Source organism: Streptomyces sp. NBC_00448 (assembly GCF_036014115.1).
Taxonomy (GTDB): Bacteria; Actinomycetota; Actinomycetes; order Streptomycetales; family Streptomycetaceae; genus Actinacidiphila.
In genome coordinates this window covers 6869662-6885196 of sequence record NZ_CP107913.1, presented here as the reverse complement: position 1 = coordinate 6885196, position 15535 = coordinate 6869662, and the positions used below count along the sequence as shown (strand labels likewise).

Here is a 15535-nt window from a genome sequence, read left to right as displayed (position 1 = left end):
GTCAGTCACTCCCCGCGCTCGCGTCGGCGAGGGCGCTGGCGCCACCGACGATCTCGCTGATTTCCTGGGTGATGTCGGCCTGTCGGGCCGCGTTGGCAAGCCGCGTGAGCGACTTGATGAGGTCTTCCGCGTTGTCCGTGGCGGACTTCATCGCCCGGCGGCGGGCCGCGTGCTCGGAAGCGGCGGCCTGGAGCAGGGCGTTGTAGATCCGGCTCTCGACGTACCGCGGCAGCAGCGCGTCGAGCACGCCTTCCGCGGACGGCTCGAACTCGAACAGCGGCAGGGCCTCGCTCTTCGCCGGTGCGGCGTCGCCGTCGCCGACCCCGCCGTCCTGGTCCTTGACCGACAGCGGCAGCAGCCGCCGGTCCACCGGGTTCTGGGTCATCATCGACACGAACTGCGTGAAGACGATGTGCAGTTCGTCCACGCCGCCGTCGGCCGTGTCCGCCAGCACCGACTCGATCATCGGTGCCGCCGCGGCCTTGGCGTCGGCGTAGCTCGGGCTGTCCGAGAAACCGGTCCAGGAGCCGGCGACCTTGCGCTCACGGAACGCGTAGTACGCCACCGCCTTGCGGCCGATCAGGTAGGAGTCGACCTCCTTGCCCTCCGCGCGCAGCCGCTCGGTGAGCCGCTCGGCCGCCTTGATCGCGTTGGACGAGTACCCGCCGGCCAGACCGCGGTCGCTGGTGATGACCAGCACCGCGGCACGGCTGGGGTGCTCCGCCTCGGTGGTCAGCGGGTGCTTGGTGTTGGAACCGGTCGCGACCGCGGTCACCGCGCGGGTCAGCTCGTCCGCGTACGGGGACGAGGCCGTCACCTGACGCTGGGCCTTGATGATCCGCGAGGCCGCGATCATCTCCATCGCCTTGGTGATCTTCTTGGTGGCGGTGACGGACCTGATCCGGCGCTTGTAGACCCGAATCTGTGCGCCCATGCGATCAGCCCTCGACCAGCAGCGCGCCCGAGGACGTCTCGAACTGCTTCTTGAAGGCGGCCACCGCGTCGGTCAGCGCTTCCACGGTCTCGTCCGGCAGCTGGCCGGTCTCGACGATCGCGGTGAGCATCGACTTGTGCTCGCGGTGCAGGTAGTCCAGCAGCTCGCGCTCGAACCGGCGGATGTCCTCGACCGGTACGTCGTCGAGCTTGCCGGTGGTGCCGGCCCAGATCGACACGACCTGGTCCTCGATCGGGAACGGCGCGTACTGGCCCTGCTTGACCAGTTCCATCATCCGCTGACCACGGCCGAGCTGCGCCTTGGAGGCCGCGTCGAGGTCGGAACCGAAGGCGGCGAACGCCTCCAGCTCGCGGAACTGCGCCAGGTCCAGCTTGAGCCGGCCGGCCACCTTGCGCATCGCCTTGATCTGCGCGGAGCCGCCGACCCGGGAGACCGAGATACCGACGTTCAGCGCGGGCCGCTGGCCGGCGTTGAACAGGTCGGACTCCAGGAAGCACTGGCCGTCGGTGATGGAGATGACGTTGGTCGGGATGAACGCCGACACGTCGTTGGCCTTGGTCTCCACGATCGGCAAACCGGTCATGGAGCCGGCGCCGAGGTCGTCGGAGAGCTTCGCGCAGCGCTCCAGCAGGCGGGAGTGCAGGTAGAAGACGTCACCCGGGTACGCCTCGCGGCCCGGCGGGCGGCGCAGCAGCAGGGAGACGGCGCGGTAGGCGTCGGCCTGCTTCGACAGGTCGTCGAAGATGATCAGGACGTGCTTGCCCTGGTACATCCAGTGCTGGCCGATGGCCGAGCCGGTGTACGGGGCGAGGTACTTGAAGCCGGCCGGGTCGGACGCCGGGGCGGCGACGATCGTGGTGTACTCCAGCGCGCCGGCCTCCTCCAGCGAGGCGCGTACGCCCGCGATGGTGGAGCCCTTCTGGCCGATGGCGACGTAGATGCAGCGGACCTGCTTCTTCGGGTCGCCCGAGCGCCAGTTGTCGCGCTGGTTGATGATCGTGTCGATGGTCAGCGCGGTCTTGCCGGTCTGCCGGTCACCGATGATCAGCTGGCGCTGGCCGCGGCCGATCGGGGTCATCGCGTCGACGGCCTTGAGGCCGGTCTGCATCGGCTCGTGCACCGACTTGCGCTGCATGACGGTGGGCGCCTGGAGTTCGAGGGCACGCCGGCCCTCGGTCTCGATCTCGCCGAGGCCGTCGATCGGGTTGCCCAGCGGGTCGATGACCCGGCCGAGGTAGCCCTCACCGACCGCGACGGAGAGCACCTCACCGGTGCGCTGCACCGGCTGGCCCTCCTCCACGCCGTCGAACTCGCCGAGGATGATCGCACCGATCTCGCGCTCCTCGAGGTTGAGGGCGAGGCCGAGGGTGCCGTCCTCGAACTTCAGCAACTCGTTCGCCATGGCCGAGGGCAGACCCTCGACCTTCGCGATGCCGTCACCGGCAACGCTGACCGTGCCGACCTCCTCGCGCGAGGCGGCGTCCGGCTGGTACGACTGGACGAAAGTATCCAGCGCGTCCCGGATCTCCTCCGGCCGGATCGTGAGCTCCGCCATCTGGGTTCCCTGCTCTCCTTGTTGGGCCCTGTATTCCTCACGGCCCAACTAGGGCCGCCTTCATGCGTGTTGCGTTGGTGGCTGTCAGCCGGCCATACGGCGGGCGGCTTCGTCGAGCCGGTCCGCGATGGAGCCGTTGATGACCTCGTCGCCGACGCGTACCCGCACCCCACCGAGGACCTCGGGGTCCACGTCAAGGTTCAGGTGCACCGGGCGGCCGTAGATCCGGGACAGCGCGTCTGCGAGCCGCTGCTTCTGCCGGTCACTGAGCGGAACGGCCGAGACCACTTCCGCCACCGTCCGGCCCCGGCGGGCCGCTGCCAGCTTGGACAGGGATTCGATCCCGCCCTCCAGGCTACGTCCTCGCGGCGCGGTGACCAGTCGTACGACCAGCCGTTCCGTGACCGGATTGGCGCGGCCGCCGAGCAGCGTGCCCAGCAGGGCAGCCTTGGCGTCCGCGGTCGCGGCCCGGTCGGCCAGCGCGGCGCGCAGCTCGCTGCTGCCCGCGGCGATCCGGCCGAAGCGGAAGAGCTCGTCCTCGACGTCGTCCAGGTCGCCACCGCGCTGGGCGGCGATCAGGTCGGCGGTGTCGGCCAGCTCCTCCAGGGCGTCCACCAGGTCACGCGAGCGCGACCAGCGGGACCTGACCATGCCGGCCACCAGGTCGACCGCTTCGCCGCCGATCTGGCTGCCGAGCAGCCTGCGGACCAGCTGCGCCTTGGCCTCACCGGTCTGTGCCGGGTCGGTCAGCGCGCGCCGCAGTCCGCTCTCGCGGTCGAGCAGCGTGGTGACCGAGGACAGCTCGCCGGCGAGACCGGCCGCGTCCACCGACGTGCTGTCGGTCAGCGCGTCCAGCCGCTCGCGGGCGGCCGCCAGTGCTTCGCGGCTCGCACCGTTCATCGCGCCGCCTCGGCGGACGATGCGGCGCTCTGCTCCAGGCCGTCCAGGAAGCGGTCGACCACGCGGGACTGCCGGGCGGAGTCCTCCAGGGACTCGCCGACCACCCGGCCGGCCAGGTCGGTGGCGATCTTGCCGACCTCCTGCCGGAGGCTGACCGTCACCTGGCGGCGATCCGCTTCGATCTGGGCATGGCCCGCCGCGATGATGGAGTCGCGCTGCCGCGAACCCTCCTCGCGCATCTCCGCGATGATCTGCGCGCCCTGCTCGCGAGCCTGCTCGGTGATCCGGGCCGCCTCGTGGCGGGCCTCGGCGAGCTGGGCCTTGTACTCCTCAAGCGTGCGATTGGCGTCGGCCTGAGCCTTCTCCGCCCGCTCCAGGCCACCCTCGATCGCGTCATGCCGCTCCGCGAGAGTCTTCTGGATGTTCGGCAGGAGCTTCTTTCCGAGGATGCCGAAGACGATGAAGAAGCAGAGCAGGCCGACGATCAATTCAGCGGTGTCGGGGATGAGCGGGTTCTGGGCCCCCCCCTCCGCCAGGAGGTTCATCATGTCCGAGCCTTTCGTCGGGTACGGCTACTGACGGTCCGGGTCAGGCCGAGAAGATGAAGGGCACGACCAGACCGAGGAGCGCGAGCACCTCACACAGGGCGAAGCCGAGGAACATGTTGGTACGGATGACCGGCATGGCCTCGGGCTGGCGGGCCATGGCCTCGATCGAGTGGCCGAAGACCAGACCGATGCCGACACCGGGGCCGATTGCGGCGAGACCGTAGGCGACGGCGCCCAGGTTGCCCTTGATCTGGATGCTGTTGGCGGCGAGGTTGACAAGCTCGGCAGACATCTTCCCTGTCTTCCTTAAGTGTTGCGGTCCGCTGGGGTGCTTCCCAGTGGAGGGTCCGATTGGGGCGAGTGGGGGGTCAGTGACCCTCTTCAAGCGCTCCGCTGATGTAGATCGAGGCGAGCAGCGTGAAGATGTACGCCTGGAGGAACTGGATCAGCACCTCGAAGGCGGTCATACCGGCTGCCAGGACGAACGAACCGCCGGCGACCGCCGACAGGAACGAGGGGGTCAGCAGGTACCAGCTTGCGACGCTGAACATCACGATCAGCATGTGGCCGGCGAACATGTTGGCCCACAGCCGCACCGCGAGGGTGAACGGGCGGGTGATCACGTTCTGGATGAACTCCAGCAGCACGATCAGGGGGACCAGGAACTTGGGCAGGCCGGGGATCCAGACCAGGTTCTTGACGCCGCCGCGGAAGCCGTGCGTCTTGAAGGTCAGGTACATGTACGTGATGAACACCAGCGCGGCCAGCGCGACCGGGAACGCGAACCGCGACATCGGCGGGAACTGCGCGACCGGGATGATCGACATGATGTTCATGAACCACACGAAGAAGAAGATCGACGCGAGGAAGGGGACGTACTTGTCGCCCTTCTTGCCGATCACTTCGCGGGCGATGCTGCGGGCCACGAAGGTGTAGCCGATCTCACCGACCAGCTGCAGCTTTCCCGGCACGAGCTTCGGCTTGCTGAACGCGGCCCAGAAGAATCCGACGACGAGCAGCATGCAGATGATCGCGAGCAGCATCGGCTTGGTGAAGTCGAAGCTGCCGATGCTGAAGATCGGCTTGAAGTCGAACGAGTTGAGACCCGGAGCGGGGAATGCGCAACCGTGCTGGATGTGGCATCCAGCTTCAGCGAGCAGCGTGTGGGCACTCACCCGTGACTCCTTCGTCGTGACGCATAAGTAACGGCAACCTTGTGTGTCAGCGCGGCTGGTGGGGCCGCTGTTCGGCACTGCGGGTAGGGCGTGGCGAAGCTCGCTCGGTCCGCTGAGAGCCCGCATCGCGTCGCGGGCATCCGTCTTCCGTGCCGCCAGTGCGGTTCCGGTTCCGAATACACCGCAGGGCGCGGGGGCTTGACCCTCTGCATGTGCGAGGGGCCCTCACGTCCGGATGCGACTTCGGACGATAGCAGACCTGGATGAAGGCCCCTTACCCTCCCCTTACGTAGCATCGCGCGACCCCGTCCCGACCGCGTCCGCCTCCTGCTTCCGTGCGGCGGGGACCGAGGGTTCGGGATCGACGTAGAGCATCCGGCTGGTCAGCGACTGCTTGACCTGCCCGCCCACCCAGGCGAGCGCGGTGACCAGCAGGGTCAGGCCGAACGCGCGGCCGTTGAAAGCGCTGGTGTTCTTGAAGACGACGATGAAGACGCCGATCAGCAGGATCTGCACGGCGTAGACCAGCATCCCGGCGGACATCGCCAACTGGGGCTGGTTCTGGGTGATCCGCATCAGCGCCCACGAGCCGAGCGCGAAGAAGACAGCGACCACGGCAACCGCCACCACACCGCCGAGCAGGCCCTTCTCGCCTGCGACGAGGGCGCTGACAACAATGGCGATGACTCCGACGGGTCCGGCCGCGAGGGCCGAGCCCCGGAGAATCCGGGCGTCGTTGGGCTGCATGGGGCGGCTCCTCCGGCGGGAGTTGGGGCGAGCGGGTGTCGTCGGAGACGAGCGGGGCGAGGCGGGACGGCAGCGAGGGTGTGCCTCTCGCCGGAAGACCGTCTCTCTCAAGGTCTTTCGGCGCGTTCCCTGCTTTCGTGAACGGTATCACAAAGTATTTGATGCGGTCTTTACCATGAAGATGTGCTGCCTGTCACACACAGGAGGTAGCAACACGCCGTCCTATTTACCTGAGTTGTCCCTCGATCGGGAAACGACCGATTACGGCGCGTTGTTGATCGACTACCGTTCACCGGCCGCTGTTGGCGGTGGGCGCGGGGTGGGTGGTGGTGGGCGCGGACCGCTCCGGCAGCCGGGGCCGATCCCCCACCGCCGTCGAGCCGTTGAGCGCCGGCCGGTCCGGGCCGCGCATCTCCCGCTCGGCCGCGGCCGCGGCGGCCGCTAGCCGGCGGCGCCTGCGGCGGTAGCGCGGCGGCACCACCGACTCCGCCCAACGCGGCGCGTGCGGCCGGAAGGCCGGCAGCAGCAGGACCACCAGGCCGATCGCGCTCAGCGCCACGATCACCAGCACGATCCACAGGCTGGAGGAGCTCACCGAGAACGCCACCGCGGAGAAGGCGAACAGCGCCGCCCAGAAGTACATGATCAGCACCGCGCGGCTGTGCGTGTGCCCCAACTCCAGCAGCCGGTGGTGCAGATGCCCGCGGTCGGCGGCGAACGGCGACTGGCCGCGCCAGGTCCTGCGGACCACCGCGAGCACCAGGTCCGCGGCCGGGATCGCGATCATCGTCAGCGGCAGCAGCAGCGGCATGTAGACCGGCACCATGAAGTGCACGGTCTGCCGGGTGGACCCGGTGAAGTCGGTGATGGCGTCCGGGTCGACCTGCCCGGTGATCGAGATCGCGCCGGACGCCAGCACCAGGCCGATCAGCATCGAGCCGGAGTCGCCCATGAAGATCCGCGCCGGGTGGATGTTGTGCGGCAGGAAGCCGACGCACATGCCGATCAGGATCGCCGAGAAGAGCGTCGCGGGCGCGGCCTGCTCGATGCCGTAGCCGTACCACATGCGGTAGGCGTACATGAAGAACGCGATGGACGCGATGCACACCATGCCGGCCGCCAGGCCGTCCAGGCCGTCCACGAAGTTGACCGCGTTGATGGTGATCACCACCAGCGCGACGGTGAGCAGCGTGGACTGCACCGGGGTGAAGATGATCGTGCCGAAGCCCGGCACCGGCAGCCACAGGATGGCCAGCCCCTGGAAGACCATGACGCCGGCGGCGATCATCTGCACGCCGAGCTTGATCAGCGCGTCCACGCCCCACTTGTCGTCCAGCACGCCCAGCAGCCAGATCAGCCCGGCCCCGGAGAGCAGCGCCCGCGGCTCGCTGGAGAGCTTGAAGACCCCGGAGAGGTTGCTGAGGTGCGCGGCGACCAGCAGCCCCGCGCACAGCCCGCCGAACATCGCCATGCCGCCCAGCCGGGGGGTCGGCTCCTTGTGCACGTCGCGGTCGCGGATCGGGGGCATCGCGCCGGCCGCGATCGCGAATTTCCGCACCGGGCCGGTCAGCAGATAGGTGACGGCGGCGGAGACGCACAGGGTCAGCAGATACTCGCGCACAGGCAGCCTCCGACGTATTCGGGGGTGCGGCGGGCACGCGCACACGTCCGGGGGATCTTCACAGCGTCACACCCTAGTGGTGGCCGGGCCGGGACGGCGAACACCTATCGAGACTCACAGGCGGCCCGGACGGTTGCAGATGGCCCGTTGTGGGCAGGTAAAGAGATCGGCCCGGCCGCGGTGACCGCAGAAACCGCAGGTCGGCGGCGAGGCGGCGGTCGGCCCCGGGCGCGGGAGGATTCGCGCGGCGCCGGGAGAGCGACCAAGATCACGGTCCGGCCGCAGCCCGACGGCAGTCGGATCACGGACCGCCGGAGCGGGTCAGGCGGTCGAACGATCGGCCCGTGGGCGGCCGTGGGGCCGTGCGACGGGGCGGTGGGGCGGTTGCAGTGCGGTGGGGCCGTTGCAGTGCGGCGGTGGGGCCGGTCTGCCGGTCAGACGGTCGCCGGAATCCCGGTGAGCGCGGTCCTCCGGTCAGACCGTCGCCGGAATCCCGGTGAGCGCGGTCACCACCGGGTCCAGGGCGTCGTGGATCTCCTCGCCGATGCTGCGGAAGTACGAGATCGGGGCGCCGTACGGATCGTGCACCTCGTCGGCGTCCGGGCTGGGCGCCAGCAGCCAGCCGCGCAGCGCAGCCGCGGCCCGGACCAGCGAGCGGGCCCGCTCGGTGACGCTGCCGTCGGGCAGCGTGGCCGGGTCTATCGCCCGCACCAGCCGGGTGAACTCCTTGAGCGTGAAGGTGCGCAGGCCCGCCGCGTGCCCCATCGAGATGACCTGGGCCCGGTGGTCTCGGGTGGCGGTGAGCACCAGGTCGGCGTCGATGACGTGGTCGTCGAGCAGCTCCCGACCGGTGAATTCGGCCGGGTCCGCGCCGTGTTCGGCGAGCACCGCCGCGGCGTGCACCTCCATCGGGGCCCCTTCGTGGCCCCAGGTGCCCGCCGACTCCACGAGGATGGCGTCCGCGCCGGCACCCAGCCGCTGGGCGAGGCCGTGCCGCATCAGCCGCTCGGCGATCGGCGAGCGGCAGACGTTGCCGGTGCACACGTGCAGGACGCGCAGCACGTCGAGGGGGGCGTGAGCGGGGTGGCCGCCTCCCCCGATTCCGGTCGGCGCAGTGGTGAACCCCCGTATGGCACGCCCGTCGGGCGTGGTCAACGGCGCTCCTCCAAGTCGGGTACCACCTTGCGCAGCTCCTCGGCGCTGATCGCACCGGCCCGCAGCAGCACCGGCACCTTCCCGGTGACGTCGACGATCGAGGACGGCACGGCGGCGGGCGTGGGTCCGGCGTCGAGGTAGATCGCCACGGAGTCGCCGAGCATGCCCTGGGCGGCGTCGCAGTCCTGCGGGGACGGCATGCCGGTGAGGTTGGCGCTGGAGACGGCCATCGGGCCGGTCTCGGTGAGCAGCTCGATGGCGACCGGGTGCAGCGGCATCCGGACCGCCACGGTGCCGCGGGTGTCGCCGAGGTCCCAGCGCAGCGACGGCTGGTGCTTGGTGACCAGGGTCAGCGCGCCCGGCCAGAAGGCGTCGACGAGCTCCCACGCCTGCTCGGAGAAGTCGGTGACGATGCCGTGCAGCGTGTTCGGGGAGCCCACCAGCACCGGTGACGGCATGGAGCGGCCGCGGCCCTTGGCCTCCAGCAGGTCGCCGACCGCGTCCTTGTCGAAGGCGTCCGCGCCGATGCCGTAGACCGTGTCGGTCGGCAGCACCACGAGTTCGCCGCGCTTGACCGCCGAGGTGGCCTCGCGCAGCCCGGTGACCCGGTCGGTCGCGTCCGCGCAGTCGTATCGCCGTGCCATGGGAAGTCCTCCATTAGCTCTTCTGCCGCCGTTGCGGGGGATGCTGTGTTCACGGTGCCGCTTTGCCGGCGGAGGTCCGCGCTCTCACGGTGTCGCCTTGCGGGCAGTGGTGAATCGCGGCCGGTTGTTGAGGTCGGGGTGGTCGGCCGCGTCCGCCCAGCCGGCGTCCTCCTTGAAGATCCACGGCACCTGGCCGCCCTGGGAGTCGGCGTGCTCGATGACGACGACGCCGCCGGGCCGCAGCAGGCGGTGCGCCGTGCGCTCGATGCCGCGGATGGTGTCCAGGCCGTCCTCGCCGGAGAACAGGGCGAGTTCGGGGTCGTGGTCGCGTGCCTCGGGTGCGACGTACTCCCACTCGGTGAGCGGGATGTACGGCGGGTTGGAGACCACCAGGTCGACCTGGTGGTTGAGTTCGGGGAAGGCGGCCAGCGCGTCGCCGTGCCGCAGGTCCACCTTGCTGCCGGCGACGTTCTTGCGGGCCCACTCCAGCGCCTGCTCGGACAGCTCCACGGCGTGCACCCGGGACCGGGGCACCTCCTGGGCGAGCGCGAGCGCGATCGCGCCGGAGCCGGTACACAGGTCGACGATCAGCGGCTCGGCGACGTCCATGGCCCGGACGGCGTCTATGGCCCAGCCGACCACCGACTCCGTCTCCGGGCGGGGCACGAACACCCCTGGCCCGACCTGGAGTTCCAGGTAGCGGAAGAAGGCCCGGCCGGTGATGTGCTGGAGGGGTTCGCGGGCCTCGCGGCGGGCGACGGCCTCCCAGTAGCGCGCGTCGAAGTCCGCGTCGGCCACGGTGTGCAGCTCGCCGCGCTTGACCCCGTGCACGTACGCGGCCAGTTCCTCGGCGTCGAAGCGGGGCGAGGGCACGCCCGCGTCGGCGAGTCGCTGGGCGGCCTGGGCCACCTCGGCGAGCAGCAGGTTCACGTCCGCCCCCTTCTCAGCTGCCGTCGCCGGCCGCGGCCAGCTTCGCGGCGGAGTCGGCGTCCACACACGCCTGGATCATCGGGTCGAGGTCTCCGTCGAGCACCTGGTCCAGGTTGTACGCCTTGAAGCCGACCCGGTGGTCGGAGATGCGGTTCTCCGGGAAGTTGTAGGTCCGGATGCGCTCGGAGCGGTCCACGGTGCGGACCTGGCTGCGGCGGGCGTCGGACGCCTCGCGCTCGGCCTCCTCCTGGGCGGCGGCCAGCAGCCGGGAGCGCAGGATGCGCATCGCCGACTCCTTGTTCTGCAGCTGGCTCTTCTCGTTCTGGCAGGAGACCACCAGGCCGGAGGGAAGGTGGGTGATCCGGACCGCGGAGTCGGTGGTGTTGACCGACTGCCCGCCGGGGCCCGACGAGCGGTAGACGTCGATCCGCAGCTCGTTGGGGTTGATCTCGACCTCGACCTCCTCGGCCTCCGGGGTGACCAGCACGCCGGCGGCAGAGGTGTGGATACGGCCCTGCGACTCGGTGGCCGGCACCCGCTGCACCCGGTGCACGCCGCCTTCGTACTTCAGCCGGGCCCACACGCCCTGGCCGGGCTCGTGGCTCGCCTTGGCCTTGACGGCGACCTGGACGTCCTTGTAGCCGCCGAGGTCGGAGGCGTTGGCGTCGAGGATCTCGGTCTTCCAGCCGACCCGCTCGGCGTACCGCAGGTACATCCGCAGCAGGTCGCCGGCGAACAGCGCGGACTCCTCGCCGCCCTCGCCGGCCTTCACCTCCAGGATGACGTCCTTGTCGTCGCTGGGGTCACGCGGCACCAGCAGCAGCCGCAGCCGGTCGGTCAGCTCCTCGCGGTGCTTCTCCAGCTCCTTGACCTCGGCGGCGAACTCCGGGTCGTCGGCGGCCAGTTCACGCGCGGTCTCGGCGTCCTCGCCGGTCTGCCGCCAGGAGCGGTAGGCGGCGATGATGGGGGTGAGCTCCGCGTACCGCTTGTTGAGCCGGCGGGCGTTGGCCTGGTCGGTGTGGACCGCGGGGTCGGCAAGCTGCTTTTCGAGGTCGGCATGTTCGCCGATCAGTTCCTCGACCGCCTCGAACATCATGTATTCCTGGAGGAGTAGGTGCTGCCTGGGACCGGGCCGCCGTGGGACGGGCGCCGCCGGCTGGGACGCGAGGACGACAAAGCGCCGGTCCGGTCACCCTGGGCTGGGCGACCGGAGACCGGCGCTGGTCGGGTCGCTACTTCTTGGCGGACCCGGCGTTCTTGCCGAAGCGGGCCTCGAAGCGGGCGACGCGGCCGCCGGTGTCGAGGATCTTCTGCTTGCCCGTGTAGAACGGGTGGCACTCGGAGCACACGTCCGCGCGGATCTGGCCGCTGGTCTCGGTGCTACGGGTGGTGAACGAGGCGCCGCAGGTGCAGGTGACCTGGGTCTCTACGTACTCGGGGTGGATCTCGCGCTTCAAGGGTGCTCCTAGGTTCGGGAGGGCGCCGGGTCGCTCATGCGGGTTGCGTGGGCGTGAACCGGGGCCAGCGGACCAGTCTGCCAGCACTGGCCGCAGCTACCAAAACCAGGTCCGGCCCCGGATAATTCCCGCGACGTCCTCGCAGGTCAGCGCGGTGCGCGCGAGGGTGACGCCGGGAGGACGGGGCTGACGCGGCGCCCGGGGTGGACGCCTACGGCGAGGTCGGACCCGACGGCTTCGAGCTGGCCGACCCCGACGGCTTCGGAGCGGCCGGCGCCGTGGCCTTGCCGCCGACCACCTTGCCGGCGTCCACGTGGTCGGCGACCGAGCCCTTCGTGGCGTCGGCCGGGATCGGCTTGTCGGCGCGCAGCGCGGCCCACACGATGTCGGCCTGCGACTGGATCGGCTCGACCCGGTTGGGGTTCGCGGGGTCGTAGCGCACCGGCAGGGTCACCATGTGCACGTCGCCGGAGTGCAGGTGCTGCACGCTCTCGGCGAGCCCGGTCAGCTTGTTCACCGAGCCGAGGCCGGTGTCGGTGGTGACCGCCTTGGTGGCGGTGTCGGCGACCGAGAACAGCTTCGTCGGGCTGCTGAACAGCCCCAGGCCGCCGATCCGGTCGATCAGCGCCTTGATGAACGCCTGCTGGAGCTGGATACGGCCCAGGTCGCTGCCGTCGGCGACGCCGTGCCGGGTGCGGACCAGGCCGAGCGCCTGGTCGCCGTTGAGGGTGTGGGTGCCGGCCGTCAGGTTCAGGTGGCTCTTGTCGTCGTGGATCGCCTTGGTGGTGGTCAGCGGCACCCCGCCGAGGTCGTTGACGAGGTTCTTGAAGCCGGTGAAGTCGACCTCGATGTAGTGGTCCATCCGCAGCCCGGTGAGCTGCTCGACGGTCTTGACCGCGCAGGCCGGGCCGCCGACCTCGTAGGCGGTGTTGAACATGACCTGCTGCCCGGCCGGCTCGACGGCCCCCTTGGCGCCGGTGCAGGCCGGGCGGTTCACCAGGGTGTCGCGCGGGATGCTCACCACGCTGGCCGTCTTGTGGCCCTTGGCCAGGTGCACGATCATCGCGGTGTCGGAGCGCGCGGTGCCGCTGTCGTGGCCGTACGCGCGGTTCGCGCCGGAGCGGGAGTCCGAGCCGAGCACCAGGATGTCCATCGAGCCGTTGTCGAGCCGGGCCGGGCGGTGGGTGCCCAGGGCGCCGTCGATGTCGACGCTGTGGATGTTCGCGTTGAGCCGGTGGTAGAGGTATCCGGCGCCGGTCGCGCCGAGCAGCACCACTCCGGACGCGGTCCAGGCGACGATGTGCAGGGTGCGCCGGCGGCGTCGGCGGGCCACTCCCGCCCCGCTGGGGCTGGAGCCGGTCCGCGGCTGCTGCTCGTCCGGCATGGCGGCACCTCGGCTTCCTGAGCGTCCGGCGTCAGGCGTCCCGCGGGTCCGGTGTGCGGCCCCGCGGCTCCCGACGCCGGGAATGTCCGTAACGTCAGACGTTCCATCGTGCGCCCGGGGTGCGGGTGCCGCCATTCGAGGGGCGAGCGGGCAGTGGGCCGACGGGGAGTCGACGGGGGCCGAAAACCGCGACCGCCCGCGTATCCCCAGGTCAGCTGGGGTACGCGGGCGGTCGGACCGATCCTGGCGGTTACTGTCAGTCGTTGTTCTGGCCAGGGGTGGTCTTGGCGATCTGCATCAGGAACTCGGCGTTGGACTTGGTCTGCTTCATCTTGTCCAGCAGCAGCTCGATCGCCTGCTGCGAGTCGAGCGCGTGCAGCACCCGGCGCAGCTTCCAGACGATCGCCAACTCCTCGCGGTCCAGGAGGATTTCCTCCTTGCGGGTGCCGGACGGGTCGACGTCCACCGCGGGGAAGATCCGCTTGTCGGCGAGCTTCCGGTCGAGCTTGAGCTCCATGTTGCCGGTGCCCTTGAACTCCTCGAAGATCACCTCGTCCATCCGCGAGCCGGTCTCGACCAGCGCGGTGGCCAGGATGGTCAGCGAGCCGCCGTCCTCGATGTTCCGCGCGGCACCGAAGAAGCGCTTCGGCGGGTAGAGCGCGGTCGAGTCGACACCACCGGACAGGATGCGGCCGGAGGCGGGCGCCGCCAGGTTGTAGGCGCGGCCCAGCCGGGTGATGGAGTCGAGCAGCACCACCACGTCGTGGCCCAGCTCCACCAGCCGCTTGGCCCGCTCGATGGCGAGTTCGGCGACGGTGGTGTGGTCCTCGGCGGGCCGGTCGAAGGTCGAGGAGATGACCTCGCCCTTCACCGAGCGCTGCATGTCGGTGACCTCTTCGGGCCGCTCGTCGACGAGGACGACCATCAGGTGGCACTCGGGGTTGTTGGTGGTGATCGCGTTGGCGACCGCCTGCATGATCATCGTCTTGCCGGTCTTCGGCGGGGCGACGATCAGGCCGCGCTGGCCCTTGCCGATCGGCGAGACCAGGTCGATGATCCGCGTGGTCAGCACGCCCGGGTCGGTCTCCAGCCGGAGCCGGTCCTGCGGGTACAGCGGGGTGAGCTTGTTGAACTCCGGACGGCCGCGGCCGGAGTCGGCGCCCATGCCGTTCGCGGAGTCGAGGCGGACCAGCGCGTTGAACTTCTCGCGCCGCTCGCCGTCCTTGGGCTGGCGCACCGCGCCGGTGACGTGGTCGCCCTTGCGCAGGCCGTTCTTACGGACCTGGGCGAGCGAGACATACACGTCGTTCGGCCCCGGCAGGTAGCCCGAGGTGCGGATGAACGCGTAGTTGTCGAGGATGTCGAGGATGCCCGCGACGGGGATCAGCACATCGTCGTCGGCGACCTGCGGCTCGCCGCCGCCACCGAACTCCTCGCGCCCGCGGCCACGGCCACGGCGGTCGCGGTAGCGGCCCCGGCGCCGGCCGCGGCCCTCGCCGAATTCGTCGTCGTCCTGCGGGCCGCTCTGCTGGTGCTGGGCGCCCTGGTGCTGCTGCTGGCCGCCACCCTGGCCGCCGCCCTGCTGCTGGCGGTCCCGGCGGCTCTGGCCGCCGCTCTGCTGGCCCTCGCCGCCGTCCTCGCCGCGGTTGCGCTGGCGGTCGCGCTGCCGCTCGCGGCGGTCACCGCGCTGGCCGCGCTGGCGCTCCTGGCGGTCGTCCCCGCCGCCCTGCTGCTTGGCGTCGCCGCCCTTGGCCTCGGAGCCCTTGGCCTCACGGCCCTCGGCGCTGTCGGCAGCGGCCTCGGCGGCACGGTCGGCGCCGCGCTCGCCCTGCGCCCGCTCGCTCGCGGAAGCGGCAGCCTTCGCCTTCTCGCCGGCCGGCTGGCCGGGGATCTCGATCTGCTGCTGCTTCGCCTCCTTCGGCTCCTTCGCGGCCGGTGCGGCGGCCGCGGGGGCCTCGGCGGACTCCGCCGCCTGCTCCAGCCGGGCCCGCGAGGTGGCGCGGCGCTTGGGCTTCTCGGCCGGCGCGCCGGTGGCGGCGGCGGGCTTCTCGGCCGCGGCGGCACCGCCGCCGGCCTGGCGCTCCTTGATCGTCTCGATGAGCTGGCCCTTGCGCATCCGCGCGGTGCCCTTGATACCGAGACCTGCGGCGACCTGCTGGAGTTCGGCCAGGACCATGCCCTCCAGGCCGGTCCCGGACCGGCGGCGCCGTGCGGCCGTGGCAGCACCGGTGGCAGGCGCGGCGGCTTCGGACGCGGCGACAGTGTTGTCTGCGCGCACGCCCATCAGATCGGTGGTGTCGCTCACGAAGGGTCCTTCCCTGGAGCGGGCGTCGGCCTGTCTGGCTCGGCGACCGGTCGTGCTGACCGGGTCTGGCGTTCCCGCTGCTTCGACCCGGGGCGGTGGTCTGCCTGATGGCGGCAGAAATACATAGATGCTCTCGGCACGGGAGAGAACTCGTACCGA

Annotated in this window: 15 protein-coding genes; all 15 read right to left on the bottom strand. The window is 70.5% G+C overall.

Annotated elements, in window-relative coordinates; genetic code table 11:
• Position 1: 1 nt before the first annotated feature.
• Positions 2–934 carry a F0F1 ATP synthase subunit gamma gene (locus tag OG370_RS29765; protein ID WP_328469626.1) on the bottom strand — a complete coding sequence of 311 codons (933 nt, stop codon included), beginning with the start codon at positions 932–934 and terminating at the stop codon, positions 2–4.
• A gap of 4 nt (positions 935–938) precedes the next feature.
• On the bottom strand, positions 939–2510 hold the full coding sequence (atpA, locus tag OG370_RS29760; RefSeq protein WP_328469624.1) for a F0F1 ATP synthase subunit alpha: 1572 nt from the start codon (positions 2508–2510) through the stop codon (positions 939–941).
• Positions 2511–2594: 84 nt separating this feature from the next.
• On the bottom strand, positions 2595–3410 hold the full coding sequence (locus OG370_RS29755; RefSeq protein WP_328469622.1) for a F0F1 ATP synthase subunit delta: 816 nt from the start codon (positions 3408–3410) through the stop codon (positions 2595–2597).
• The gene (locus OG370_RS29750) at positions 3407–3958 is read right to left on the bottom strand and encodes a F0F1 ATP synthase subunit B (protein WP_328469620.1); all 552 of its coding nucleotides are present in this window, start codon (positions 3956–3958) and stop codon (positions 3407–3409) included. Before OG370_RS29750 ends, OG370_RS29755 begins: the two co-directional genes overlap by 4 nt.
• A gap of 40 nt (positions 3959–3998) precedes the next feature.
• A complete protein-coding gene (gene atpE, locus OG370_RS29745; protein ID WP_328469618.1) occupies positions 3999–4250 on the bottom strand; it encodes an ATP synthase F0 subunit C in 252 nt (83 codons plus the stop codon).
• A gap of 76 nt (positions 4251–4326) precedes the next feature.
• Positions 4327–5133, bottom strand: a complete 807-nt coding sequence (gene atpB, locus OG370_RS29740; RefSeq protein WP_328469616.1) for a F0F1 ATP synthase subunit A — start codon at positions 5131–5133, stop codon at positions 4327–4329.
• Positions 5134–5418: 285 nt separating this feature from the next.
• On the bottom strand, positions 5419–5880 hold the full coding sequence (locus OG370_RS29735) for a hypothetical protein (protein ID WP_328469614.1): 462 nt from the start codon (positions 5878–5880) through the stop codon (positions 5419–5421).
• Positions 5881–6169: 289 nt separating this feature from the next.
• The gene (locus OG370_RS29730; protein ID WP_328469612.1) at positions 6170–7501 is read right to left on the bottom strand and encodes an MraY family glycosyltransferase; all 1332 of its coding nucleotides are present in this window, start codon (positions 7499–7501) and stop codon (positions 6170–6172) included.
• A 474-nt stretch (positions 7502–7975) separates the two neighbouring features.
• On the bottom strand, positions 7976–8656 hold the full coding sequence (locus OG370_RS29725) for an arsenate reductase/protein-tyrosine-phosphatase family protein (protein ID WP_443060767.1): 681 nt from the start codon (positions 8654–8656) through the stop codon (positions 7976–7978).
• Complete coding sequence (locus tag OG370_RS29720) at positions 8653–9300, bottom strand: L-threonylcarbamoyladenylate synthase (protein ID WP_328469610.1); 648 nt, start codon at positions 9298–9300, stop codon at positions 8653–8655. Before OG370_RS29720 ends, OG370_RS29725 begins: the two co-directional genes overlap by 4 nt.
• Positions 9301–9384: 84 nt before the next feature.
• Entirely contained in the window at positions 9385–10230 is an 846-nt protein-coding gene (gene prmC, locus OG370_RS29715; protein ID WP_328469608.1) for a peptide chain release factor N(5)-glutamine methyltransferase, read from the bottom strand.
• Between the two features lie 13 nt (positions 10231–10243).
• Positions 10244–11323, bottom strand: coding sequence for a peptide chain release factor 1 (prfA, locus tag OG370_RS29710; protein WP_328474520.1), 1080 nt, complete (start codon positions 11321–11323; stop codon positions 10244–10246).
• 139 nt (positions 11324–11462) lie between these two features.
• Entirely contained in the window at positions 11463–11687 is a 225-nt protein-coding gene (rpmE, locus tag OG370_RS29705) for a 50S ribosomal protein L31 (RefSeq protein ID WP_202236258.1), read from the bottom strand.
• A gap of 211 nt (positions 11688–11898) precedes the next feature.
• Positions 11899–13071, bottom strand: a complete 1173-nt coding sequence (locus OG370_RS29700; RefSeq protein ID WP_328469601.1) for an LCP family protein — start codon at positions 13069–13071, stop codon at positions 11899–11901.
• 256 nt (positions 13072–13327) lie between these two features.
• Positions 13328–15376, bottom strand: coding sequence for a transcription termination factor Rho (gene rho, locus OG370_RS29695; RefSeq protein WP_328469599.1), 2049 nt, complete (start codon positions 15374–15376; stop codon positions 13328–13330).
• Positions 15377–15535 lie beyond the last annotated feature (159 nt).

Coding starts and splice junctions, on each gene's coding strand:
- OG370_RS29765 (WP_328469626.1), bottom strand. CDS start 934: ATGGGCGCACAGATTCGGGTCTACAAGCGCCGGATCAGGTCCGTCACC.
- atpA (WP_328469624.1), bottom strand. CDS start 2,510: ATGGCGGAGCTCACGATCCGGCCGGAGGAGATCCGGGACGCGCTGGAT.
- OG370_RS29755 (WP_328469622.1), bottom strand. CDS start 3,410: ATGAACGGTGCGAGCCGCGAAGCACTGGCGGCCGCCCGCGAGCGGCTG.
- OG370_RS29750 (WP_328469620.1), bottom strand. CDS start 3,958: ATGATGAACCTCCTGGCGGAGGGGGGGGCCCAGAACCCGCTCATCCCC.
- atpE (WP_328469618.1), bottom strand. CDS start 4,250: ATGTCTGCCGAGCTTGTCAACCTCGCCGCCAACAGCATCCAGATCAAG.
- OG370_RS29735 (WP_328469614.1), bottom strand. CDS start 5,880: ATGCAGCCCAACGACGCCCGGATTCTCCGGGGCTCGGCCCTCGCGGCC.
- OG370_RS29720 (WP_328469610.1), bottom strand. CDS start 9,300: ATGGCACGGCGATACGACTGCGCGGACGCGACCGACCGGGTCACCGGG.
- prfA (WP_328474520.1), bottom strand. CDS start 11,323: ATGTTCGAGGCGGTCGAGGAACTGATCGGCGAACATGCCGACCTCGAA.
- OG370_RS29700 (WP_328469601.1), bottom strand. CDS start 13,071: ATGCCGGACGAGCAGCAGCCGCGGACCGGCTCCAGCCCCAGCGGGGCG.